The organism is Chelativorans xinjiangensis (assembly GCF_009812055.1).
Taxonomy (GTDB): Bacteria; Pseudomonadota; Alphaproteobacteria; order Rhizobiales; family Rhizobiaceae; genus Chelativorans; species Chelativorans xinjiangense.
Window position 1 is genome coordinate 1 of record NZ_WQNH01000031.1, and the last position, 22,508, is coordinate 22,508.

17 protein-coding genes are annotated in these 22,508 nt (G+C 65.6%); 11 read left to right on the top strand and 6 right to left on the bottom strand.

Annotated elements, in window-relative coordinates:
• Nucleotides 1-74: 74 nt before the first annotated feature.
• Nucleotides 75-3,950 (top strand): hypothetical protein, encoded by a 3,876-nt coding sequence (locus tag GM910_RS17545; protein ID WP_159589557.1) that lies wholly within the window; start codon nt 75-77, stop codon nt 3,948-3,950.
• Between the two features lie 173 nt (nt 3,951-4,123).
• On the opposite strand, the gene GM910_RS17550 is transcribed toward GM910_RS17545, so the two are convergent.
• From GM910_RS17550 to GM910_RS17565, 4 genes are all read right to left on the bottom strand, one after another.
• Nucleotides 4,124-4,849 carry a hypothetical protein gene (locus tag GM910_RS17550; protein WP_246226208.1) on the bottom strand — a complete coding sequence of 242 codons (726 nt, stop codon included), beginning with the start codon at nt 4,847-4,849 and terminating at the stop codon, nt 4,124-4,126.
• A gap of 149 nt (nt 4,850-4,998) precedes the next feature.
• Nucleotides 4,999-8,100 (bottom strand): isoleucine--tRNA ligase, encoded by a 3,102-nt coding sequence (gene ileS, locus GM910_RS17555; protein ID WP_159589559.1) that lies wholly within the window; start codon nt 8,098-8,100, stop codon nt 4,999-5,001.
• Nucleotides 8,101-8,578: 478 nt separating this feature from the next.
• Complete coding sequence (locus tag GM910_RS17560) at nt 8,579-9,568, bottom strand: bifunctional riboflavin kinase/FAD synthetase (RefSeq protein WP_159589561.1); 990 nt, start codon at nt 9,566-9,568, stop codon at nt 8,579-8,581.
• Between the two features lie 9 nt (nt 9,569-9,577).
• Entirely contained in the window at nt 9,578-10,438 is an 861-nt protein-coding gene (locus tag GM910_RS17565) for a TIGR01459 family HAD-type hydrolase (RefSeq protein WP_159589563.1), read from the bottom strand.
• Nucleotides 10,439-10,692: 254 nt separating this feature from the next.
• Here GM910_RS17565 and GM910_RS17570 point away from each other — a divergent pair, with 254 nt between their 5' ends.
• The 4 genes from GM910_RS17570 to hisG all read left to right on the top strand — a co-directional run bounded on the left by GM910_RS17570 (nt 10,693) and on the right by hisG (nt 16,576).
• Nucleotides 10,693-12,504 carry a TadE/TadG family type IV pilus assembly protein gene (locus GM910_RS17570; protein ID WP_159589565.1) on the top strand — a complete coding sequence of 604 codons (1,812 nt, stop codon included), beginning with the start codon at nt 10,693-10,695 and terminating at the stop codon, nt 12,502-12,504.
• 361 nt (nt 12,505-12,865) lie between these two features.
• Complete coding sequence (gene hisS / locus GM910_RS17575; RefSeq protein ID WP_159589567.1) at nt 12,866-14,524, top strand: histidine--tRNA ligase; 1,659 nt, start codon at nt 12,866-12,868, stop codon at nt 14,522-14,524.
• 244 nt (nt 14,525-14,768) lie between these two features.
• Complete coding sequence (locus GM910_RS17580) at nt 14,769-15,890, top strand: ATP phosphoribosyltransferase regulatory subunit (protein WP_159589569.1); 1,122 nt, start codon at nt 14,769-14,771, stop codon at nt 15,888-15,890.
• Nucleotides 15,887-16,576, top strand: a complete 690-nt coding sequence (gene hisG / locus GM910_RS17585; protein WP_159589571.1) for an ATP phosphoribosyltransferase — start codon at nt 15,887-15,889, stop codon at nt 16,574-16,576. Before GM910_RS17580 ends, hisG begins: the two co-directional genes overlap by 4 nt.
• A gap of 36 nt (nt 16,577-16,612) precedes the next feature.
• Here hisG and GM910_RS17590 read toward each other — a convergent pair whose 3' ends face one another.
• Nucleotides 16,613-17,863: a DNA recombination protein RmuC gene (locus GM910_RS17590; protein WP_159589573.1), complete on the bottom strand. Its 1,251-nt coding sequence runs from the start codon at nt 17,861-17,863 to the stop codon at nt 16,613-16,615.
• Between the two features lie 112 nt (nt 17,864-17,975).
• On the opposite strand from GM910_RS17590, the gene def reads away from it, so the two are divergent.
• The 6 genes from def to truA are packed head-to-tail and all read left to right on the top strand — an operon-like array spanning nt 17,976 to nt 21,503.
• Nucleotides 17,976-18,509, top strand: coding sequence for a peptide deformylase (gene def, locus GM910_RS17595; RefSeq protein WP_159589575.1), 534 nt, complete (start codon nt 17,976-17,978; stop codon nt 18,507-18,509).
• A gap of 50 nt (nt 18,510-18,559) precedes the next feature.
• Nucleotides 18,560-18,859 (top strand): FitA-like ribbon-helix-helix domain-containing protein, encoded by a 300-nt coding sequence (locus GM910_RS17600; RefSeq protein WP_246226209.1) that lies wholly within the window; start codon nt 18,560-18,562, stop codon nt 18,857-18,859.
• Complete coding sequence (locus GM910_RS17605; RefSeq protein WP_159589577.1) at nt 18,856-19,278, top strand: type II toxin-antitoxin system VapC family toxin; 423 nt, start codon at nt 18,856-18,858, stop codon at nt 19,276-19,278. Before GM910_RS17600 ends, GM910_RS17605 begins: the two co-directional genes overlap by 4 nt.
• Nucleotides 19,279-19,321: 43 nt before the next feature.
• Entirely contained in the window at nt 19,322-20,257 is a 936-nt protein-coding gene (gene fmt, locus GM910_RS17610) for a methionyl-tRNA formyltransferase (RefSeq protein WP_159589579.1), read from the top strand.
• A complete protein-coding gene (locus GM910_RS17615; protein WP_159589581.1) occupies nt 20,254-20,757 on the top strand; it encodes a GNAT family N-acetyltransferase in 504 nt (167 codons plus the stop codon). The genes fmt and GM910_RS17615 overlap by 4 nt, the downstream gene beginning before the upstream one ends.
• Before the next feature lie 2 nt (nt 20,758-20,759).
• Nucleotides 20,760-21,503 (top strand): tRNA pseudouridine(38-40) synthase TruA, encoded by a 744-nt coding sequence (truA, locus tag GM910_RS17620; protein ID WP_159589582.1) that lies wholly within the window; start codon nt 20,760-20,762, stop codon nt 21,501-21,503.
• Nucleotides 21,504-21,950: 447 nt separating this feature from the next.
• On the opposite strand, the gene GM910_RS17625 is transcribed toward truA, so the two are convergent.
• Entirely contained in the window at nt 21,951-22,481 is a 531-nt protein-coding gene (locus GM910_RS17625; RefSeq protein ID WP_159589584.1) for an Lrp/AsnC family transcriptional regulator, read from the bottom strand.
• Nucleotides 22,482-22,508 lie beyond the last annotated feature (27 nt).

A 22,508-nucleotide genomic window follows, 5' to 3' on the forward strand; every position in this document is an offset into this window, starting at 1 on the left:
AGCCTGGGTTCTCATCGCCAGCATCCGCATGCTCACGCGGCGGCTCGCAAGACCATGAAATCCAACCGATCTTTATGATTCAGGCACTTACCTACACGCCCGAGACCACATACATTCCGCAAGCGGCGGAAGATCCGCATGTCGAGACCAGTCTTTCCGCGGACGATTCGTTATCGGACGATGCCCTGAGCCGCCTGGATCCTGACCACGACAATCTCCTCAGCGCACAGAGCGGGGCGGCAGGGGACGAGGCCGATGCGGACGCATTCGAGGCCGCCTACGAGGCCGATGCGGAACTCGGCGGAACGCTGCGCGAGGCGTTCCTGTCCTACGGGCGCGAGGAGATGGGCGATGCGCAAGTGAGCCTCAACGAGGTGCTCTCGCATATGGGCACGTTCCCCGGCCCGGAGGACGACGCGTTGTCGCGCCGGCTGGCCAAGGCGGCGGGCCTTTATGGCGGCGAGGAGGGCGAGACCGACGTTTCGCCCGCCCAGACGGAATATCTTCGCGCGCAGCTGTTGCTGGCCCTGACCGACGAAGTGGACTGGGCGACAGAGCTCGGCACGCAGGCCGCCGACGGGCAGGAGGTGACCTCCGACGGTATGGTGCTGCACGGGGCCGGCGCGATGACGGTCGCGCAGGCGGCAAACGCGGCCAGCGACAGGATCGGCGGCGCGCTTATGGAGGAGCTCAATTGGGCCACGCCGCCGGCGGCGGCGATGGCCGACGCGCTGATGCCCGTCCTGATCGGCGACCCAACGCTCTCTTTGCCCGAACCGCCGGAGACGATCCTCTACGGCAGCCTTGAGTGGGCGCAACTGTGGATCGGCATGGAATATGCCGAGGGCGCGGGCCTCGATCCGGCGCAACTGTCGGTCGATGAGCTCGTGGCGCTCGGCCGGGCGGCCACGTCCGTCAATCCGGCGGCGGATAGAGCGGACACGCAGTCGGCGGCGGAAGGGCCCGCGGCGAACGACGGCGCAGAGAAGCGGGATGAAGCGTCAACGGCCGCTTCCTACCGGGCGACCAAGCTGCTCATCCTGATCGCCCGGGCCAGGGGCGTAATCGACGGAGCAAGCATAACCGAGGAGAACCAAGCCGACCTGGAGAAAACGCTCGCCGACGTCGCCCACGACGTCTTCAAGGAGGAATTCGCGATTGCCGAGGCGCTGGAGGTTATCGGCCGGGACGCGCTCTCTTCCCGCAAGGAAATCGCCAGGGAAATCCTGCGGGATAACGGCCTCAACCCGGACCAGGAGGTCGACTATATTCTAGGCGGGGACATGATCGCCGGTGGGCCTGTCACCAAGCGGACAACCCTCGCTGAAGTCTATTTCCAGCACGGGAATCTCAACAACATTCTCGACTTCACGCCTCCATCCGACCTGCCGGATCCAGCGACTGTGTTCGACGAGACGTTTGAGGAGAAGAAGGACAGCTTTTCGGAGGCCATGGCCACCTTCATCGGCCAGTCGGTGGCGCTCTATGCGAAACAGCACAATCTGAATCTGGAGGACGCCACGATCACGATTTCGCGGCCGGTCCTTGAAGTTCCGTATTGGGTGTTGACCGGCTTCAGCTGGGGACTACTTATACTACCCCTATCGAGCAACAATTCGTTCTTCATTGACATCGCCTTCCCCAACTCGAACGACCCCGAGCATTTCGTCTTGCGGCTCGAAGAAGCAGGCAAGGGCCTGCAGAAGATCGAGTCCGCACAGGAATGGGCAAAGGCCAACGCCAACGCGGTCTTCGGTGCGAATACGCTGGAAAAGGCGAACGGCAAACTCGCGCCGGGTTGCGAGCTGAGCTACGCGGCAAAAGAGGTCGCCAGCGGAACCATGGAAGAGGCCAAATCCGCGTTCCTCGGTTTCTACACGCAGGAAGTCGAAAAGTCCCGCGATCAACTGCGTGGCGAGACAACCGGCGAGGCGGTCGGCAATTTCTTTCTCGATCTCATCCCCTTCCGCGCGATGGTCGTGGCCATCCAGAAGGGAGATGTGGCGGGCGCAATCACGAACGGCTTCTTCGACGTCCTGTCCTTCATCCCCTTCGTGGGCGAAGGCCTCCAGGCCGTGAAGGCGGGCGGCCGCATGGTCTCCGCCGGCATATCCGCCTTCGTGAGGAGCACGCTCGAGGACGGCTTGAGCATGGGCCTTTCGGCCGGTCTCCACGCCGCCGACACCTTCGGCCACGCGTTCGGCAAGCAGCTGTTCAAAACCGCCGTGACGGGCCTGGAAAGCGCCATGCCCATCCCGACACCAAGCCTTGCCTCCCATATCACCGTCGCCGGCGTGAAGGACGCCACGCGCGTCGCAGAGCACCTCAGAGCCACGCTTCCCGCATTGGCCGATACGGTGGAGGACGCCGCCAGCCGCTCGCGCCTCATCGACATCGGGGCCGACGGCGAACAGACACTTGCCTCCAGCGCGCGGGTGACGAAGGACGCGGAACGGGTCGAGACCATCGAGGTCATTCCCCACGGCGCCGGCGAGGCAAGCGTCGATCTCGACAAGGTCGAGCTGGCGCTCGGCCGCAACGACGAGAACGAGATCGTTTTCCTCAAGGAGCATTACGACGAGGCCGGAGAGCGCTTCTATACGCTGGCAGACCCGCGAACCGGCGGCTCCTACGGCGCGCGTCTCACCGCCGAGGAGGCGGACAAGCTGATCTCCAGGGAAGGCGGAGACATATCCGCCCAGAGGACCGGAGACAATCTCAGCGGCATCTCGACCGAAGACCCAGCGCGCCTGGATGCGTGGGGGGCGGCAAACTATTCCTACCCTGGCAGGCCGGAGAATATCGAGCCGATCAACGACCAACATTTCTATGCCAGCCTGGACGGCAAGACCAAATACATCACCATGACCGATGCTGACGGCGTCGAGCGCTGGTATGCCATTGAGAAGCCCAACGGAATGGACGAATGGCACCTGCGCATTCCCGGCGAGCCGTCGGTGAGGCAGACCACGCCCGTCGCCCACTTCGAGGACGGGCGGTGGCAAGTCGGACCCGAAGACAGCCTCCCCGGCTCCGGACTTCCTGGTGGTGAAGCAAACAGCGTGCCGATAGAGCTTGAACATCTTGGGGAAGATCCTGGAGCACTCCACCAAGGAGCAGCTCTCAATGGAGGAATGCCCAGGGGGCAATATCGGATGCAGTCCTGGGATCACCAACCAGGGCGCCCCTACATCATCGGCGATACGATCACCTTTAATGAACATGGCGTTCAATGGGACATCCCCGCCCATGGCGCCAGCCTCTATCATGGAGCCAATTCCGACAGTCTTCTGGCCTTCACCGAACATGTTCCCGAAGCGGTTCGCGGAGATCTGTTGTCAGGTCACGAAAGTGCGACTTGGAATGCGGTGCGTATGGAACCGTTGACCCCGAAGACACATGCCGAGCGCTTAATTGAAGCCCGCAAGGTCCAGTACCTCCAGGAGGCGCTTATCGATTCAATCGTAGCGACGAGAAACCACTTAGGATGGTCTCCTCCCCGTGCCCAGCTCGACAGGATCGAAAACGCGCTTTCCCAACTGCAACTTGTTGAGAACCAACCGGCTGTCCAGAGGCAATACCTGGAAGAGTTGGCGGACCAGCAGTTAATAAGGAGGGAAGATTTCGATCAAGCTACGGAGACGCTCACGAAAAGGAGAGAGATGCTTCGGACGCAACTAGACGTATGGGGCAACTTATCCGAGAATGAACAGAGGCTCGTCGATCAACGCTTCCCGGTTATCTACGGCATCGATGCTGACGGTTTACCACTGGAAGAGCCGATCGACTACCGGCTGACGGAAGCTCAAGATTATGTGCAAGCAGACAAAATAAAGGTGATCTACGTTCCGCAGCAACACGTCGACACTGTTCAGGCACTCGTTCAAAGCAGCGTGGGCACAAACCACATCGCTGTGGAAGCCATTGAGCCGATCCGTTTCCAGCCTTAATATCTGCCTTGAATGGACGGCTGCCCGTGCCCGCAAGCGGCAAGATATAGCTGGCGGTCGGCGAAATACTCTAGCGGCCAGTCTCTCCGCCCGGGAGACTGGCCATCGTTAAAGAGTGATATACGAAAGGCGCTCGCACCCGGTGGCCGCATCTGAAGTGCGCCCAGCCGCCCTCAGTTCAACCAAGGAATGAGCCGGCGCAGGCCGCCCGTCTCCTTGGTCGCTGCCCTCTTGGCGGCGCGCTCCTTCTTCCACTCGTCCTCGCCCAGATCGCCGGCCGCCGCGGTTTCGGCCGGCTGGCGCAATTCGGTCGGCGGATCGCTCAGATAGCGCCGCGTGGTCGGGCTGCCCTGGCTGGCCAGCTGCTGGCGGCGCTGGAACTCCAGGCGCTGCTCGTTGCGCATGCGGGCACTTCTTTCCAGGATCTCTGGCTTCACCGAGCCGCTCTCGCTGAGGCGGGCGGCGGTCCCCCCTGCCCCCCGGCTCGCGTTGCCGTTGTCAACGTCGCGGACGATGTTGGGCCGGTAGAACGGATCGTCCTGGTTTGCCGTCGCTTCGGCGCGGACGCGCGCCAGACGCTCCTCGGGCGATTCTGGCCAAGCGGGGTTCTCGGCCGAGGCGAGATCCTGCTGCGGCGGCGGCAGGACCTCCGTCGACGGCGGCTTGACGATGCCCGGACGGGGCGAATAATCGATGGGCGGCTTCTTCTTCGGCGCAAGCGACAGGACGCCCGTCAGGTCCTGCACAAGCTGCGTCTCGGCGGTCGTCCCGGTGCCGTAGGTGGTGCCGGAACAGCCGGAAAGGATGATGACGGATACCGCAAGTGCCGCGCCGACCGCCTTCGGCTTCATGCGCGACCTTCCGCCGCCAATGCGCGCGCCGCTGCCAAGACTGTTCACTTTTCAACTCTCCTCAGCGCCTGCAGGCGGCCGTCCACCGCCCCCGTTACGTGCCTCCTCGCCCCAAAATCCGACGAGATGATGGCGCTCTTCTCCTGTCGGCCTTTTACCGGAGGGACAGGCGCGATGCAACGGCCCCTCCGGCAAGGCTATACCCGGCCCAGCGCCCGCAGTTCGCGCAGGGCCGCCGCGTCGCGCGCCGAGACATCGGGGAATTCCGGATCGGAGCCGACATCGTCGGTGTAGCGCCAGGAGCGGGCGCACTTCCTTCCGTCGGCGCGTTTGAACACCACGGCCACGCCCTTCACGTCGTCCAGCGCGAAAGCATCGGCAGGGGGCGCGTCGTCGCGGATATCGATACCGCTGGTGATGCAGATCTCGGCCATGTCGCGGCCGGCGATGGCCTCGCGCAGTGCCGCATCGGTGACGTGGACGACCGGAGCAGCCTCCAGGGAGGAGCCGATCGTCTTCTCCTTGCGCTCGATCTCCAGTGCACCGGTGACGACGCGGCGCACCTGGCGGATCCTGCGCCACTTGGCCGCCAGCTTGTCGTCGCGCCATTCGACCGGCGCTGCGGGGAACTGCGCCAGATGCACGGATTCTGTGTGTGGATAACGCTCCAGCCATGCCTCCTCCGTGGTGAAGGGCAGCATCGGCGCCATCCAGGTCACCACGCAGTCGAAAAGCTTGCGCACCACCTGGATCGCCGCCTTGCGGCGGATGCTCGAAGGCGCGTCGCAGTAAAGCGCGTCCTTGCGCACGTCGAAATAGAAGGCGGAGAGCTCCACCACCATGAAGTCGAGCAGGGCGCGCATGACACGCTTGAAGTCGAAATTGTCGTAGCCCTTGCGCACGAGCTCATCGAGTTCCGAGAGGCGATGGAGCATGAGGCGCTCCAACTCCGGCATCTCGGCGAAGGGCACCTCCTCGCCTCCGTCATGCGCCAGCGTGCCCAGCATCCAGCGGATGGTGTTCCTGAGCTTGCGGTAGGCGTCGATGTTGGTCTGCATCACATTCTGGCCGAGCCGCTGGTCCTCCCAGTAGTCGGTGGTGACGACCCACAGCCGCAGGATATCCGCACCCGACTTCGCCATCACGTCCTGCGGGACGACCGTGTTGCCGAGCGACTTCGACATCTTGCGGCCTTCCTCGTCCATGGTGAAGCCATGGGTGATGACCGTGTCGTAGGGCGCCCTGCCCCGCGTGCCGCAGGATTCAAGCAGGGAAGAATGGAACCAGCCGCGGTGCTGGTCCGAGCCTTCGAGATAGACATCGGCCGGCCATTTGAGGTCCGGCCGGTCCTCGAGCGTGAAGGCGTGGGTGGAGCCGGAATCGAACCAGACGTCGAGGATGTCCATCACCTGATGCCATGGCTCGTTGGCGCGCGAACCCAGGAAGCGCTCGCGGGCGCCTTCCGCGAACCAGGCGTCGGCACCTTCCTTCTCGAAGGCCTCGAGGATGCGGGCGTTGACGGCCTCGTCCTTGAGGATCTCGCCGTCGTCATCGGCAAAGACGCAGATGGGCACGCCCCAGGCGCGCTGGCGCGACAGCACCCAGTCCGGCCGCTCCTCGATCATGGCGCGCAGCCGCGTCTGGCCGGCGGCGGGCACGAAGCGGGTATCGTCGATGGCTTTCAGCGCACGGGTGCGCAGGGTGGTGCCGTCGCCGAGGTCCTTGTCCATGGAGACGAACCACTGCGGCGTGTTGCGGAAGATGACCGGCTTCTTCGAACGCCAGGAATGCGGATAGGAGTGCTTCAGCCGGCCGCGCGCAAAGAGCATGTTCTTCTCGATCAGCGCCTCGATGACGGCCTTGTTGGCGTCGCCCTTCTTACCCTTGTCGTCGATGACGCGCGCTGCGCCACCCTCGCGGTCGGGGCCGAGGCCGGGGGCGTCGTGGGTGAAGAAGCCGGCGTCGTCGACGGGGAAGGGGATGGCGGTCTCGATACCGCGGGCGGCAAGATCGCGCGCGGCGTCCATCCAGGCGTCGAAGTCCTCCCGGCCGTGGCTCGGGGCGGTGTGGACGAAGCCCGTGCCGGCGTCGTCGGTTACGTGCTCGCCGGGGATGAGGGGGACGGGGAATGAATAGGGCGCGGCGTCTCCACCCCCCTCCCCCTTGAGGGGAGGGGTAAGGGGTGGGGGTGCGCCTGCGCCGTTACCCCCACGCGCTCTGCCTTCGCTTCGCTCGGCATCGCGACCTCCCCTCAAGGGGGAGGTGGGCCAACCGGCTAGCGGGTGAGCGAGCGTCATCGAAGAAAGTACATCCGCCTTTACACCGTGCAGTCGCTTGAATTGCAGCTTGGCCTTGGCGAAGGATTCCTCGGCCAGCGCATCGGCAAAGATCAGCTTTTCGCCGCGCTGAGGACCAAAATCATTCTCAGCCGCAGTGACCTCATAGAGCCCATAGGCGATCCGCGGCGAGAACGAGACAGCACGGTTGCCCGGGATCGTCCAGGGCGTCGTTGTCCAGATGACTACGTACATCTGGTGCTCCGAAGGGATCGGACCAGCGTCGAGATTATGCGCCAGCACGTGGTCCTCACCACCGGTTAGGTCCCGGTGAAAAGTCATCGACGTAACCGGAAACTTCACCCAAACCGTATCACTCTCATGGTCGTGATACTCGACCTCGGCCTCCGCCAGCGCCGTCCTCTCCACCACGCTCCACATCACCGGCTTCGAGCCGCGATAGAGCTGGCCGCTCGTGGCGAACTTCAACAGCTCGCCGGCGATCCGCGCCTCGGCGTGGAAGTTCATGGTCAGATACGGGTTCTCGAAGTCACCTTCGACGCCGAGGCGCTGGAACTCCTCGGTCTGCACATCGATCCAGTGCTGGGCGAAGTCGCGGCATTCCTTGCGGAACTCGTTGATCGGCACCTCGTCCTTGTTCCTGCCCTTGGCGCGGTACTGCTCCTCGATCTTCCATTCGATCGGCAGGCCATGGCAGTCCCAGCCGGGCACGTAGTTGGAATCGTAGCCGCGCATCTGGAAGGAGCGGGTGATGACGTCCTTCAAGACCTTGTTCAGCGCGTGGCCGATATGGATGTTGCCGTTGGCATAGGGCGGCCCGTCGTGGAGCACGAAGAGGGGGCGGCCCTTGGCCTCGGCGCGCAGGCGCTTGTAGAGGCCCATCTTCTGCCAGCGGGCGACAAGCTCCGGCTCCTTCGCCGGCAGGCCCGCGCGCATCGGGAAATCCGTCTGCGGCAGATAGAGGGTTTTGGAATAATCCAGCTTTTCGGTCGTCTGGCTCATTGTCTCGCTGCGGAAAATGCGAAGCCCGGTGGCCTCGCCGATGATCTTCAAAGAGGCGGAATGGCGCGGTGCGAGCGCGCAGGAAAATCCCGGACCTTCCCGCGAGCCTCTAGGCCACGCGGAAGGCCGGGCCAATAATTCGTATGGCAGCCCGCACAAGGCAGGCGAGTATGAAACCGGCACTCATCATCATGGCCCGCGCTTTTAGCCGAGCTGGGCGGAAGAATAAAGGGGCGATTGGTGTTGGGAGGTTATGAAAGGAGACGCCAGCGCTCCTTCGCGCCCCCTCTGTCCTGCCGGACATCGCCCCCGCACGGGGGAGATTGCGCCGGCCGCTTGTTGCGGCACCCGTTCTGCGATTGGCGAAACTCGTGGCGACGGCCGATCTCCCCCCTTGCGGGGGGAGATGTCCGGCAGGACAGAGGGGGGCGCGAAGGGGCGCCAGCCTTCCAGTTCTAACCGCGCACCCAACCCAAGCCTACCCCGCAAAGCCAATCGCCATATCCAGCGCCGACAGCGGCCGCACACCCGAAAGCAGCGCCCTCGCCTCCTCCTCGTCGCGCTTCATCTGGGCGACCAGTGGCTCGAGCCCGTCGAACTTCTCCTCCCCGCGCAGGAAGCCGAAGAAGGAGACGGCGCAGGTCTCGCCGTAAAGGTCGCCGTCGAAATCGAAGAGGAAGGTTTCGAGAAGCGGCGCGCCCGCCTCGTCCACCGTCGGTCGGCGGCCGAAGCTCGCCACGCCATCGTAAAGCCGGCCGTCGGCGCGGCGGAAGCGCACGGCGTAGATGCCGTGGCAGAGCGCCGTCGCCTCCGGCAGCGCCATGTTGGCGGTGGGGAAGCCGAGCGTGCGGCCGAGCTTCTTGCCGTCCGCCACCTCGGCCTCGACCATATAGCGGTAGCCGAGCAGGCCGGCGGCCTGCGCCACCTCGCCCTCGGCCAGGAGCGCGCGGACGCGGCTCGAGGAGACCACTTCGCCGCCCTCGTTGGAGAAGGCGTCGACGACGCTGACGCCGAAGCCGTGGCTTTCCCCCGCCGCCACCAGCGTTCCGGGCGTGCCGCCGCGGTTCTTGCCGTAGTGGAAATCGAAGCCCGTCACCACATGCGCCGCCCCCAGGCCGCCTGCGAGCACGTCGGCCACGAAGCGCTCCGGCGTGAGCGAGGAGAAGTCGCGCGTGAAGGGCTGCTCCACCACCGCGTCGAAGCCCATCGCGGCGAGCACCCGCGCCTTCATGGGCGCCGGGGTCAGGCGGAAGAGCGGCACGTCCGGGCGGAAGACGCTGCGCGGATGCGGCTCGAAGGTCAGGACGATGGCGGGAATGCGCTCCGTTTCGGCAACCTTAAGCGCGCGCGCCAACACCGCCTGATGGCCGCGATGCACGCCGTCGAAATTGCCGATCGCCACGACGCCCCCGCGTAGCGACGCCGGGAAGGCATCGAGGCCGGCACAGCGTTGGAATCCTGTCGCCACGGCCCGTCCCTACCGCAGATGCCTGATCGCCGCCACCGGCCGGTGGCCATGCTTTTCCAGGAAGGCGGCGAGGCGCGCCGGGTCCGGCTTGCCGTTTTCGCTGTACTCGGCGGCGTGGATCCCCTCCGTCACGTAGAGGACGTCGATGCCCATGCCGGCCGCGCCCTTGACGTCGGTCAGAATGCCGTCGCCGATGGCCAGCGTGTCCGATACGCCGACCGGCCGGCCCAGCACCTCGCCGGCGGCGGCCAATGTCGCCTCGTAGATCGGCCCGTATGGCTTGCCGGCGATCAGCGTGCGCCCGCCGAGGAGGCCATATTCGCGCGCCAGTGCCCCGGCGCAGAAGACGAGCCGGTTTCCGCGCTCCACCACGATATCGGGATTGGCGCAGATGAACGGCAGGTCGCGGGCGCGCAGGCGCTGCAAGAGCTCCGCATAGTCTTCCGGCGTCTCCGTCTCGTCGTCGTAGAGGCCGGTGCAGACGACGCCCGCCGCCTCGAACTCCTCGACCAATTCGATGTCGAGGCCGTCGTAGAGCGGCATGTCACGGTCCGGCCCGAGGTGGAAGAGCCGGCGCGGGGCGTTGCGGATCAGTTCGCGCGTCACGTCGCCGGAGGTGACCACCCGGTCCCAGCTCTCGTCGGGCACGCCGAGACGCCGCAACTGCTCCTCCACCGGCCCGCGCGGGCGCGGCGCGTTGGTGACCAGCACCACCGCCTTGCCGGCCTCGCGCATGCGCTTCAGCGCCGCGCAGGCTTCGGCAAAGGCGCCAACGCCGTTGTGCACCACACCCCACACGTCGCACAGGATCAGCGCGTAGGGCGCGGCGAGTGCGTCGAGACTGTCGATCATGTCCGGCGGCTGCGGCATTGATTCTCCCTGGATACGGGGATTCTCCCTGGATACGGGCTCGCGGGGCGGCCAGGAGCGGGCCGTGAAACCCGCGCAGGGATTAGCCGATGAGAGGAAGTCTGTCACCCGCTTTTCGGCGCATGAGCACGGTGGCCGAGGCATTAACCCTTCGTGAACCAGCGCCGCATATGGCCGCCCGACATTAAGGAAATCGTTCAGCATCACGCATCATCCTTGCCGGCACAATCTATCGAGGCAGGGTGGGCAAACCGATGCTGAGGAAATTCCGCCGCGACGAGCGGGGCAACTATGCCATGCTCACGGCGCTGGTGATGGTGCCCGTGATGGGCGCGCTGGCGCTGGCGATCGACTATACGCAGATGAGCCGGCACCGCCAGGCGACGCTGAACGCGCTGGACGCGGCCAACATGGCCACCGCCTGGCGCCTTCTGGAGGGCGAAAGCGAAGAAGACCTGATCGTCTACGCCAACGACTTCTTCGCCGCCAATCTCGGGCCGGTGAAACCGGAAGATACGACGCTTTACGTTACCTTCCCCGACGGCTCCGCCGGCGGCAGCACGCTGAGAATGGAGGCCGACCTCACTTATAAGCCGATCTTCTATCCCGTCTTCCAGGCGCTGAGGGGCGAGAAGAGCAGCGACAGCACCTTCAAGCTCAACGCCAGCAACGAGGTACGGCTGAAGAACACGCTGGAGGTGGCGCTGGTGCTCGATAATTCGGGCTCCATGGACTTCAAGGGCTCGGGCTCCGGCAAGAAGCGCATCGACCTGTTAAAGGCGGCTGCCAAGGAACTGGTCGACACGCTGGCCGGCCAAGGCGCCATGATGCAGCAGGTCGCCAAGCCGGTGCAATTCGGCATCGTGCCCTTCGCGGCGTCGGTGAATGTCGGGCCGGATAACGAAGAGGCGGCTTGGATGGATACGGACGGGGTTTCATCGATCCATCACGAGAATTTCGACTGGGACACGATGGCGGAGATCAGGGGCGGTAAGAAGCGCGTCGAGAAGGTCGACGGCGTCTACCGCAAGCAAGGGGCGCCGTGGAGGGACGAGGAAGGCGACAAGGTCACGCGCTTCACGCTCTATGACGAGATAAAGAAGGTGACCACCTCGGCGCCAATGGCCTCGTGGGCCGGCTGCATGGAGATGCGGCCCGGCTCCTACGGGCTGGACGACACTGTGCCCGACAGGAAGAACCCCGATACGCTATTCGTGCCGATGTTCGCGCCGGACGAGGAGGACCCTAAGAACTGGCGCGAGAACATCCATAACAACTGGTTGGCGGATGCGGGCGGCGGCGACGCGATCAAGCGGCAGGAATATATGCCGAAATACTTCCAGGCAGTGCTCGCTCCCCGGGTTCCCGACGGCGGAGGACCAAATGCGAGCTGCACAACCAAGCCCATCACGCCGCTCACCGACGTAACGGACAAAGACGGGCTCGACGCCATCAAGGACGCCATCGACGGCATGGTCGCCGACGGGGCGACCAACGTGCCCGAAGGCATGGCCTGGGGCTGGAGGGTGGTCTCCGGCAGGGCACCCTTCACGGAGGGCCGCCCCGACGAGCAGAGGGGCAACGACAAGGTCGTGATCGTTTTGACGGACGGGGCGAACACCTACTACACGCCGCAATCGCTCGGCTACAACGATCCCGCCGGCAATAAGTCGATCTACTCCAACTACGGCTATGCCAAGAACGGCCGCATCTTCGAGAACACCACCGTCAATCCTTCCGACTACTCCAACCCCAACTACACCAAGGCAATGAACCAGCAGTTCGCCAAATTGTGCGACAACGCCAAGTACGGCAAGGACGGAAAGGGCGGCAAGGATGAGGACGGCGAGATCATCGTCATGACGGTGGCGCTCGACCTGAGCACGTGGAAGGCCGACGAGAGGGAGCAGATCGAGGCGCTGAAGTCCTGCGCCTCCGAATCCCGTTTCCGCAAGGACGAGAACGGCAATCCCGCCAAGCTGTTCTGGAACGCCACCGGCGCCGATCTCTCGGAAAAGTTCAAGGAAATCGCCGACGAGCTTTCCAACCTGCGCTTCGTGAGCTGAGGGCCCGGACGGCGGCCCACGCCACTGCTACTCCTCGCCCCGCTCGCGTGCAGGGCTATCGCATAGGGAGTCTTTGTTCGGCTGCGCCGGCCCCCCCCACCCCTAACCCCTCCCCACAAGGGGGAGGGGGACGATGTCGCGCTCGACGGGGCTTCCCTCCCCCTTGTGGGGAGGGATTGAGGTGGGGGGTCCGGCGCAGCCGAACAAAGACTCCCTCCATATGCGATAACCCTGCACTGCATGGGAGCGAGGAGTCGCGGCGGTAACGGCGCCGCCCTTGCCGCCCCCACCCTTATCGGCTAGGACAGCCGCGCCCGGAAGAGGGCGCGGCTTTTCTCATCTCGCAAGGACGGATCACGGCATGGCAGGCAAGGCGGACAAGGTGAAGGCACGGCTCCCGCGCGGGCTCGTCGACCGCCACCCGGCCGACATCCGCGCCGTCGACGAGATGGTGACGAAGATCCGCGCCGTCTACGAGCTCTACGGCTTCGAGCCGGTGGAGACGCCGCTCATCGAATACACCGACGCGCTGGGCAAGTTCCTGCCCGATCAGGACCGGCCGAACGAGGGCGTGTTCTCCTTCCAGGACGAGGACGAGCAGTGGCTTTCGCTGCGCTACGACCTGACGGCGCCCCTGGCGCGCTTCGTGGCGGAGAACTTCGAGCGCCTGCCGAAGCCCTATCGCAGCTACCGCGCCGGCTGGGTGTTCCGCAACGAGAAGCCGGGGCCGGGGCGGTTTCGGCAGTTCATGCAGGTGGACGCGGATACGGTCGGGACGCCGGGTGTGGCAGCGGACGCCGAGATGGCGATGATGATGGCGGATGTCATGGAGGCGCTGGGGATTGCGCGCGGAGACTACGTCATCCGGGTGAACAACCGGAAGGTGCTGGATGGGGTGCTGGAGGCGATTGGGCTCGGCGGGGAGGAGAATGCCGGGCGCAGGCTGACGGTGCTTAGGGCGATTGATAAATTGGATAAGTTTCGCGTTGAGGGAGTGAAGCTTCTTCTTGGGCCTGGCCGCTGGGATGGAGGTAAGGAGGGCGAAGGCGACTTCACCAAGGGTGCTAATCTAAATCCCGAACAGATTGATGTCATCGCCTCCTATCTCGCTTCAACAGGAATGTACGGTTTCGCGAGGCTGGAAGACGATCCACACTTGGTTAATGGCGACGAACTAGAGGCGACGCATAGCTTCGGAAACCCATCTGGAGAAAAATACTACTTCTCCAACCTCAACACGATTGTTGGTCTGGGGGCGGTTGTTGGCGAGACGGCAACCGGAAGCGAGGCGGTACGAGAGCTTGAGGATATCTTTAAAATTACCTCGGCTGCTGGATATGGGTCTAACCGCATCCGCATCGACCCCTCCGTCGTCCGTGGCCTCGAATACTACACCGGTCCCGTCTTCGAAGCGGAGCTGACCTTCCCCGTCGTCAACGAGAAGGGCGAAACCGTCCAGTTCGGCTCCGTCGGCGGCGGCGGGCGCTACGACGGCCTCGTCTCCCGCTTTCGTGGCGAGCCGGTGCCGGCCACGGGCTTTTCCATCGGCGTTTCCCGTCTCATGACGGCGCTAAAGAACCTCGGCAAGCTGGAGGTGCGATCAGCCGTAGGCCCCATACTTGTCACTGTGATGGACAGAGATCGGGTGGCAGATTACATGCGGCTGACCAAAATCCTCCGGGACGGACTCAATCCTGTCGATGAGAATGGCAGGCTCCTCGGCCCACCAATCCCTGTTGAGATGTACCAGGGTAATCCCAAGAACTTCGGCAATCAGCTCAAATATGCTGACCGGCGCGGCAGCCCCTGCGTCGTCATCCAGGGCGGCGACGAGCGCGAGAAGGGCGAGGTGCAGATCAAGGACCTCGTGGAGGGCAAGCGGCTTTCCGAAGAGATCGAGGACAACGTGACCTGGCGCGAGGCGCGGCCGGCGCAGTTCTCCGTGCCGGAGGGCGAGTTGGTGGAGGCGGTGAAGCGCGTGCTCCAGGCGCAGGCGGAAGAGCGGGGCGCGGAAAAATGAATCGTTCCGCCTTTTTTGGGGATGCCGGCGCCCCTTGGCGCCCCCCTCTGTCCTGCCGGACATCTCCCCCACGAGGGGGGAGATTGCGCCGGCCGCTTGCTCCACCGTCTGTTTTGCAATGTAGCCGATTGGCGAAAGTCGTCGTGACGGCCAATCTCCCCCCTCGTGGGGGAGATGCCCGGCAGGGCAGAGGGGGGCGCCGTAGGGCGCCGGGCTTGCTGAAAAGCAGCAGAACCCCACGCCCATGACCCCCCGCACCCCCGCCTTCGCAAGCGATATCCTCGCCCTTTTCGCCGAGCGCGAGGCGGCGCTGACAGACATCGCCATCATCCAGCCCGCCGACCCCTTCCTCGACATGGCCGGCGAGGACCTCAGGCGGCGCATCTTCCTCACCGAGAGCGAGACGGGCAGGAGCCTGTGCCTCAGGCCCGAATTCACCATCCCCGTCTGCCTCGACCACATCGAGAGCCGGGCCGCCACGCCGCGCCGCTACGCGTATCTCGGCGAGGTGTTCCGGCAGCGGCGCGAGGGGGGCGCGGAGTTCTTTCAGGCGGGCATCGAGGACCTGGGCGCAAAGGACAGGCCGGAGGCGGACGCGCGCTCGCTGGCGGATGCGCACGCGCTTCTTTCCCGCGTGCTGCCGGACCGCACGCTTTCCATGACGCTGGGCGACCAGGCGGTGTTCGAGGCCGTGCTTTCCGCCCTCGGCCTGCCGCGCGGCTGGCAGAAGCGGCTGGCACGCGCCTTCGGTTCTCCTGCTATGCTGGAGGCGGCGATTGCCGAATTCACCAGCCCGCAAGGGGCTGCCAGCCTGCCGCGCGCGGTGGCGAGCCTGGTGGCGCGCGGCGATGAAGAGGCGCTGACGCGGCATATCGATGAGGCCATGCAGGCGTCCGGCCTGTCGCCCTCCGCCGGGCGCCTTCCTGAAGAGATCGCGCGGCGGCTGATGGAGAAGGCGGAGCTTCGCAGCGTGCGCCTTTCCGACACCGCGCTCGACGCGCTGAAGGCCTTTCTCGCCATCCACGCGCCGCTGGAGGAGGCGGAGGCGCGGCTTGCCGCCTTTGCCAAGGAGGCCGGTATCTTCCTCGACGAGGCGCTGGAAGGGTTCGCCGCGCGCGCAGAGCGCATCGCCGCGCACGGCCTGCCGCTCACTGAGACGCATTACGACGCCGGCTTCGGCCGCCCGCTCGACTATTATACGGGCTTCATCTTCGAGATCGGCACGGAGGGCCTCGGCCAGCCGCTCGCCGGCGGCGGGCGCTACGACCGGCTCCTGACGCTGCTGGGTGCGGAAAACCCCATCCCCGGCGTCGGCTTCTCCATCTGGCTCGACCGCGTGGCGACGCTCAGGGAGGAGAGGCCATGAGCGTCACGCTCGCCCTGCCCTCCAAGGGCCGGCTGAAGGACGAGGCGGTGCGGCGGCTGGAGGCGGCGGGGCTGCCCGTGCGCCTGCCGGAGAACGACCGGCGCTACCGCGCGGCGATCGAGGGTGTGGCGGGGCTGGAGGTGACGTTCCTCTCCGCCTCGGAGATCGCCCGCGAGCTCGACCGCGGCGGGGTCGACCTCGGGATAACCGGTGAGGACCTGGTGCGCGAGACGATCCCCGGCTGGGAGCGCCGTGTGGAGATCGCCGCACGGCTCGGCTTCGGCCGGGCGGACGTGGTGGTGGCCGTGCCGGAGGTGTGGTTCGACGTCTCCACCATGGCCGACCTCGACGACGTGGCCGCCGATTTCCGCCAGCGCCACGGCAGGCGGCTTCGGATCGCCACGAAGTACTGGCGGCTCACCCAGCAGTTCTTCTCGCAAAAGCACGGCATCCAGGTCTACCGCATCGTCGAGAGCCTGGGCGCCACGGAGGGCGCGCCGGCGGCGGGCTCGGCGGATGTGATCGTCGATATCACGTCGACCGGCTCGACGCTGAAGGCCAATCATCTCAAGGTGCTGGATGATGGCGTGATCCTGCGCTCGGAGGCCTGCCTGGTGGCGGGACGGAATGAGCGGGCAGCGGCGGATGAAGAGGTGATCGCGCGGATCGCAGCGGCGCTGGGCTGACGAGGGTTCGGGCAGCCGTGCGCCAACGCCGGGCCCTTACTCCTCCACCACCCGAAGCCGCAGCGAGCCGGAGCCGGGCCCGCCGGCGGCGCGCTTGGCCTCGCCGTCTTCCAGCACTTCCGCCTCCCCGGCCGCGCCCAGCTCCAGCGCCTCGATCCGCGCCCCGCGCTTGGTCACCTTGTCGGCCGAGGTGAGGATCATGTCGATGTCCTTGTTGGCCTGCAGGAAATGGCCCTGCAATTTCCGCACGCGGTCGTCCAGCCGGCTGACGTCCTGCATGAGCTTCATCACCTCGGCCTGGATCAGATGCGCCTGCTCGCGCATGCGGGCGTCCTTGAGGACCGCCTGGATCACCTGGATCGACAGCATCAGGAGCGACGGCGAGACGATGACGACGCGCACGCGGTGCGCACGCTGCACCAGCGCCTCGAAGTTCTCGTGGATCTCGGCGAAGATCGATTCCGAGGGCACGAACATGAAGGCCGTGTCCTGTGTCTCGCCGTTGATCAGGTACTTTTCGGCGATTGCCTTGATGTGCACGTCGACGTCGCGGCGGAAGGCGCTTTCGGCCTGCTTGCGCGCCTCCGCCCCGCCCTCGCCTTCGCTTGCCGCGCGAATGGCGTTCCACGCCTCCAGCGGGAACTTGGCGTCGACCACCAGCGACGGCGCGCCGTTGGGCATCTTCACCACGCAGTCGGGCCGGCTGCCGTTGGAAAGGGTGGCCTGGAACTCGTAAGCGCCATGCGGCAAGCCGTCGGCGACGATCGCCTCCATGCGCGACTGGCCGAAGGCGCCGCGGGTCTGCTTGTTGGAGAGGATCTGCTGCAGCTGCACCACCTGGCCGGCGAGCGACTGGATGTTGTTCTGCGCCGTGTCGATGACGGCCAGCCGCTCCTGCAGCTTGGCAAGGTTCTCGTGCGTCGACTTGGTCTGCTCGGTGATCGACTGGCCGAGGCGCGACGTCATGCCGTCGAGGCGTTCGGAGATCGACTTGGTCAGCTCCGCCTGGCGGGATCCGAACACCTCCGCAATCGTGCCCATGCGGCCGGAAAGCTCGGCCTGCGCCTTCGTCAGCTCGGCCATGCGCGCTTCCGCCTCGCGGGCGCGCCCTGCGGCTTCCGCCTCGGCCTCGGCGCGCGCCTGCCCCGCCCGCCACAGGGCGATGACGAGGAGCGCGAGCATCACAAGGAGCAGTGTGCCGGCGGCAGCCAGCACATGGCCGAGCGAGATCGTGGTCGCGCCAAGCTGGGCGACGGGCATGGAAAGGAGCGAGACGGCTTCGTTCATGCCGGCACCTTAGACGATTCGTGATGCCGCCATAAGACCAAAACGTGAACGAATTGAAGGGCCCGATACGAAGCGTATTGACGGTTTCGGGCCCAGCCATTACCTGACGCCCATGACCATCCGCCCGCTCATTCTTCTTCCCGATCCCAAGCTGCGCCAGGTTTCCAGGCCCGTCGAGCGCGTTGACGACGACGTGCGCAAATTCGCCGACGATATGCTGGAGACCATGTACGACGCGCCGGGCATCGGCCTTGCCGCCATCCAGGTGGGCGAGCCGCAGCGGCTTCTGGTGCTCGACGTGGCGGAGAAGGATGCGCCGCCCGAGCCGCAGGTCTTCATCAACCCCGAGATCGTCGCCCGCTCGGACGAGCGTAGCGTGCACGAGGAAGGCTGCCTTTCCATCCCCGACTACTATGCAGAGGTGGAACGCCCGGCAGCGGTGACGGTGAAATATGTCGATCTCGACGGCAAGGAGCAGGTTGTGGAGGCCCACGGCATCCTCGCCACCTGCCTGCAGCACGAGATCGATCACTTGAACGGCGTGCTCTTCATCGACCACCTGTCGAAGCTCAAGCGCGACATAGTGGTGCGCAAGTTCAAGAAGCTCGCCAAGGACCGCCCGCCGCCGGAGCGCATGGTGGGGTGAGAGCCGGACTCGCCAGGCCGACTCCGATCTGATATCATTGATATCAATGTATGGAGGCGCAGATGGGCGACTTGCTGATCAGGAATATTCCGGATGCGCTGAAGCGCAAACTCGAAATCGCGGCAAAGCGCGATGGGCAGAGCCTTTCCGCAGAGGCAGTCAAGCTCCTGCACGAGAAGCTAGCTGAGGAGGAGGCTGAACCGAAATCCTTCGTCTCGGCATGGGATGTGCTGCGCCCTTTGATGTATTCCGGCGATCCCGAGGAGGCGGAAGAGTTTGCAAGGGCGATGGAAGAGGTCGAAGCGATGCGCAAACACGATTTCGGGCGTCCGGTGCCTGATTTCGAATGATCGTGCTCGACACCAACGTGATCTCCGAATTGCACAGACCCGAGCCAGATGCCGCCGTTGCTGCCTGGCTCGCGTCGGTAGCGGTTCGCGATACCTATCTGTGCGGGCCCGTTGTGATGGAGCAAACCTACGGCGCCGAGCGCTATTTCCTGAAGTCGGGGTCGACCCGCTATCGCGATATCCTGCGAGCGACGTTGCGGCAATTCCAGGATCGGGTACTTGATTTCACCGCAGGCACTCCCGAGATTGCGGGGCGCCTTCGAGCGCAGCGTGAGGCGCACGGTCGCGCCTTGAGCATCATGGACGCCATGATCGCCGCCATCTGTCTCGCCCACGGCGCGGCGCTCGCCACGCGCAACACCCGCGATTTCGAGGGCCTTGACCTCACGCTCGTAAACCCGTTTGAAGCGGGGGCGTGAGCGCGCCGCGCTTACGAAAACGTTTCAAACGCCGGATGGTCGCATGCCCCTACGCCTCGTCTTCATGGGAACGCCGGAATTTTCCGTGCCGACGCTTCAGGCGCTGGCGGCGGCGGGACACGAGATCGCCGCGGTCTATACACAGCCGCCCCGGCCTGCCGGGCGGCGCGGGCTGGAATTGACGAAATCCCCGGTGCATCAGGCGGCCGAAAAGCTCGGCCTGCCGGTGCGCACGCCGCGGTCGCTCAAGGGCGAAGAGGAGCAGCAGGCGTTCCGGGCATTGCAAGCGGATGCGGCGGTGGTGGTGGCCTACGGCCTCCTTCTGCCGAAGCCGATCCTGGAAGGCACGCGGCTCGGCGCCTATAACGGCCATGCATCGCTCTTGCCGCGCTGGCGCGGCGCGGCCCCCATCCAGCGTGCCATCATGGCGGGGGACGGCGAGACCGGCATGATGGTGATGAAGATGGACGAAGGGCTCGACACGGGCCCGGTGGCCATGACCGAGAAGGTCGCCATCGGCCGCGACATGACGGCGGGCGAGCTGCATGACGCCCTGAAGGAGGTCGGCGCGAAGCTGATGGCAAGCGCGATGGAAAGGCTCGAGCGCGGCGATCTGGAACCGACAGCGCAGCCGGACGAAGGCGCGACCTATGCCAGGAAGATCGGCAAGGAGGAGACGCGCGTCGACTGGACCCGTCCGGCGGCCGAGGTGCACAACCACATCCGCGGGCTCTCGCCCTTTCCCGGCGCCTGGTGCGAGATGCCCTTCGCGGGCAAGCCGGAGCGCGTGAAACTGCTGCGCTCGACGCTCGCCACCGCGGGCAGCGGCGCGCCGGGCGAGATCGTCGACGAGTTGGCCGTCGCCTGCGGCGAAGGCGCCGTTTGGCTCCTGGAACTGCAGCGGGCGGGCGGAAAACCGGTGGCGGCGGGCGATTTCCTGCGCGGGGCAAAAGTCGAGAAAGGAGCGCGGCTCCCATGAGCGCCGTTATCATCCGCCCCGAGGAACCGGAAGACCTGGAAGCAATCCGCACCCTCCTCGCCACCGCCTTCGGCGGCGAGGCCGAAGCACGGCTGGTGGACGCGCTGCGCGCGGCAGGAGACGTGGTGCTTTCGCTGGTGGCCGAGCGCGCCGGCGAGGTACGCGGCCATATCCTGTTCTCGCGCCTCTTCGTGCGGAACGGCGAAGAAGCGTTTCCCGCCGTGGCCCTGGCGCCGCTTGCCGTTCATCCCGACCATCAAGGCGAGGGTATCGGCACCGCCCTTATGGACGACGCGCATCTGCGGCTGCAACGGGACGGCGAGCGTCTTTCCGTGGTCCTGGGCGATCCCGCCTATTACGGCCGCTTCGGATACGCGCACCAGCGCGCCGCCGGGTTCGAAAGCGCCTATCGGGGTGACGCTTTGCAGGCACTCGCCTGGGGCGAGGCACCGCACGCCGGCCGGCTCGACTACGCCGCCGCCTTCGCGGATCTCGGCTGATCATGCCCCGCTACCGCATCGACGTGGAGTATGACGGCGGGCCCTATGCGGGCTGGCAGCGCCAGGCCGGCCACCACAGCGTGCAGGAGGCCATCGAGAAGGCCATCGCCGCCTTCTCGGGCGAGGAGGTCACCCTGCGCGGTGCGGGCCGCACGGACGCCGGCGTCCACGCGCTGGGCCAGGTCGCCCACTTCGACCTCGAAGGCGAGTGGACGGCGGATACCGTGCGCAATGCTGCGAACGCGCATCTGACGATGGCCGGCGAGACCGTTTCCATCCTGAGCGCGGCGGCGGTAACGGAGGATTTCGACGCCCGCTTCTCCGCCAGGGCGCGGCACTATCTCTACCGCATCCTCAACCGTCGCGCGCCGCCGGCGCTGGAAAGCGGCAGGGTGTGGCACGTGAGCCGGAAGCTCGATGCGGGGGCGATGCACGAAGCGGCGCAGCGGCTCGTGGGCAGGCACGACTTCACCACCTTCCGATCCGTCCAGTGCCAGGCCAAGAGCCCGGTCAAGACGCTCGACCGGCTCGACGTCTCACGCCTCGGCGAGGAGATCGAGGTCCGCGCCTCGGCCCGCTCCTTCCTGCACAACCAGGTGCGCTCTCTGGTCGGCACGTTGAAGAAGGTGGGCGAAGGCGGCTGGACGGCCGACGATATGGACAAGGCGTTGAAGGCCCGCGACCGCGCCGCCTGCGGCCCGGTCGCGCCGCCTGAGGGGCTTTATCTGGTGCGGGTGGACTATTAGCGGCTCGGCCAAACGGAAAGCCGACACCCCTTCGCGCCCCCCTCTGTCCTGAGCTTGTCGAAGGGCCGGACATCTCCCCACGAGGGCAGGGCTATCGCATATGGATTTTGAGTCCTTGATCGGACCCCCACCCCTCACCCCTCCCCTCAAGGGGGAGGGGAGCGCCGACGCCTCAGAATCCCCCTCCCCCTTGAGGGGAGGGGTGAGGGGTGGGGGTCCCGGCGAAGCCGAACAAAGACTCCATCAATATGCGATAGCCCTGCCCACGAGGGGAGATTGGCCGTCATGAACCGCTTTCGCCAATCTTCTAGCACTGCAGATGAGGCGAAACATCGATGAAGAGATGATCTCCCCCGTGTGGGGGAGATGTCCGGCCCTTCGACAAGCTCAGGACAGAGGGGGGCGCGAAGGGGTGCCGACCTCCCATTGATCGAACGTCGCTCCAGTCTACACGGCCCGCACCCGGGGCGTCGGCCAGACCTCGGTCACGTCCGCCTGCGGCGGCCTTTCGAGATAGGTGGAAAGGGCAACGTAGCTGCGTGTGGCCACCACGCCGGGGGTTGCGTAGAGGCGCGCCAGAAGACCCTCCAGCGCATGGGTGTCCGTCGTCCGCACCTTCAGGAGCATGCAGGTGTCGCCGGCGACCGAGTGGATCTCCTCCACCTCGGGATGCTCCGAGATCGCCATCAGCTCCGGCGTCTTGCCCCAGCCGGTGGTGTCGACATGCACGAAGGCGAGCAGCGTCTTGCCGACGGCGCGCGGGTCGATGAGCGCGGCCATCCTGCGGATGACGCCGGAGCGCTTCAGCCGCTTCACCCGCTCATGCACGGCCGGCGCCGACAGGCCGACGCGCTTGCCGAGATCGGCATAGCTGAGCGTCGCATCCTCGATCAGGGCGCCTAATATCTTTCGGTCCATTCCGTCGACCGAAAGGCCAGCGGTCGGCCGCGCCTGAACATCATCTGTTTTTACTGTCATTCGGTGAAATCCCATTGTTGCCGAATT

Bases quoted from the DNA above. Each gene is read 5' to 3' on its own strand.
- GM910_RS17545 (WP_159589557.1), top strand. From the start codon at position 75: ATGATTCAGGCACTTACCTACACGCCCGAGACCACATACATTCCGCAA.
- ileS (WP_159589559.1), bottom strand. From the start codon at position 8,100: ATGAGCCAGACGACCGAAAAGCTGGATTATTCCAAAACCCTCTATCTG.
- GM910_RS17565 (WP_159589563.1), bottom strand. From the start codon at position 10,438: ATGCCGCAGCCGCCGGACATGATCGACAGTCTCGACGCACTCGCCGCG.
- GM910_RS17570 (WP_159589565.1), top strand. From the start codon at position 10,693: ATGCTGAGGAAATTCCGCCGCGACGAGCGGGGCAACTATGCCATGCTC.
- hisS (WP_159589567.1), top strand. From the start codon at position 12,866: ATGGCAGGCAAGGCGGACAAGGTGAAGGCACGGCTCCCGCGCGGGCTC.
- GM910_RS17580 (WP_159589569.1), top strand. From the start codon at position 14,769: ATGACCCCCCGCACCCCCGCCTTCGCAAGCGATATCCTCGCCCTTTTC.
- hisG (WP_159589571.1), top strand. From the start codon at position 15,887: ATGAGCGTCACGCTCGCCCTGCCCTCCAAGGGCCGGCTGAAGGACGAG.
- GM910_RS17590 (WP_159589573.1), bottom strand. From the start codon at position 17,863: ATGAACGAAGCCGTCTCGCTCCTTTCCATGCCCGTCGCCCAGCTTGGC.
- def (WP_159589575.1), top strand. From the start codon at position 17,976: ATGACCATCCGCCCGCTCATTCTTCTTCCCGATCCCAAGCTGCGCCAG.
- GM910_RS17600 (WP_246226209.1), top strand. From the start codon at position 18,560: ATGGAGGCGCAGATGGGCGACTTGCTGATCAGGAATATTCCGGATGCG.
- GM910_RS17605 (WP_159589577.1), top strand. From the start codon at position 18,856: ATGATCGTGCTCGACACCAACGTGATCTCCGAATTGCACAGACCCGAG.
- fmt (WP_159589579.1), top strand. From the start codon at position 19,322: ATGCCCCTACGCCTCGTCTTCATGGGAACGCCGGAATTTTCCGTGCCG.
- GM910_RS17615 (WP_159589581.1), top strand. From the start codon at position 20,254: ATGAGCGCCGTTATCATCCGCCCCGAGGAACCGGAAGACCTGGAAGCA.
- truA (WP_159589582.1), top strand. From the start codon at position 20,760: ATGCCCCGCTACCGCATCGACGTGGAGTATGACGGCGGGCCCTATGCG.
- GM910_RS17625 (WP_159589584.1), bottom strand. From the start codon at position 22,481: ATGACAGTAAAAACAGATGATGTTCAGGCGCGGCCGACCGCTGGCCTT.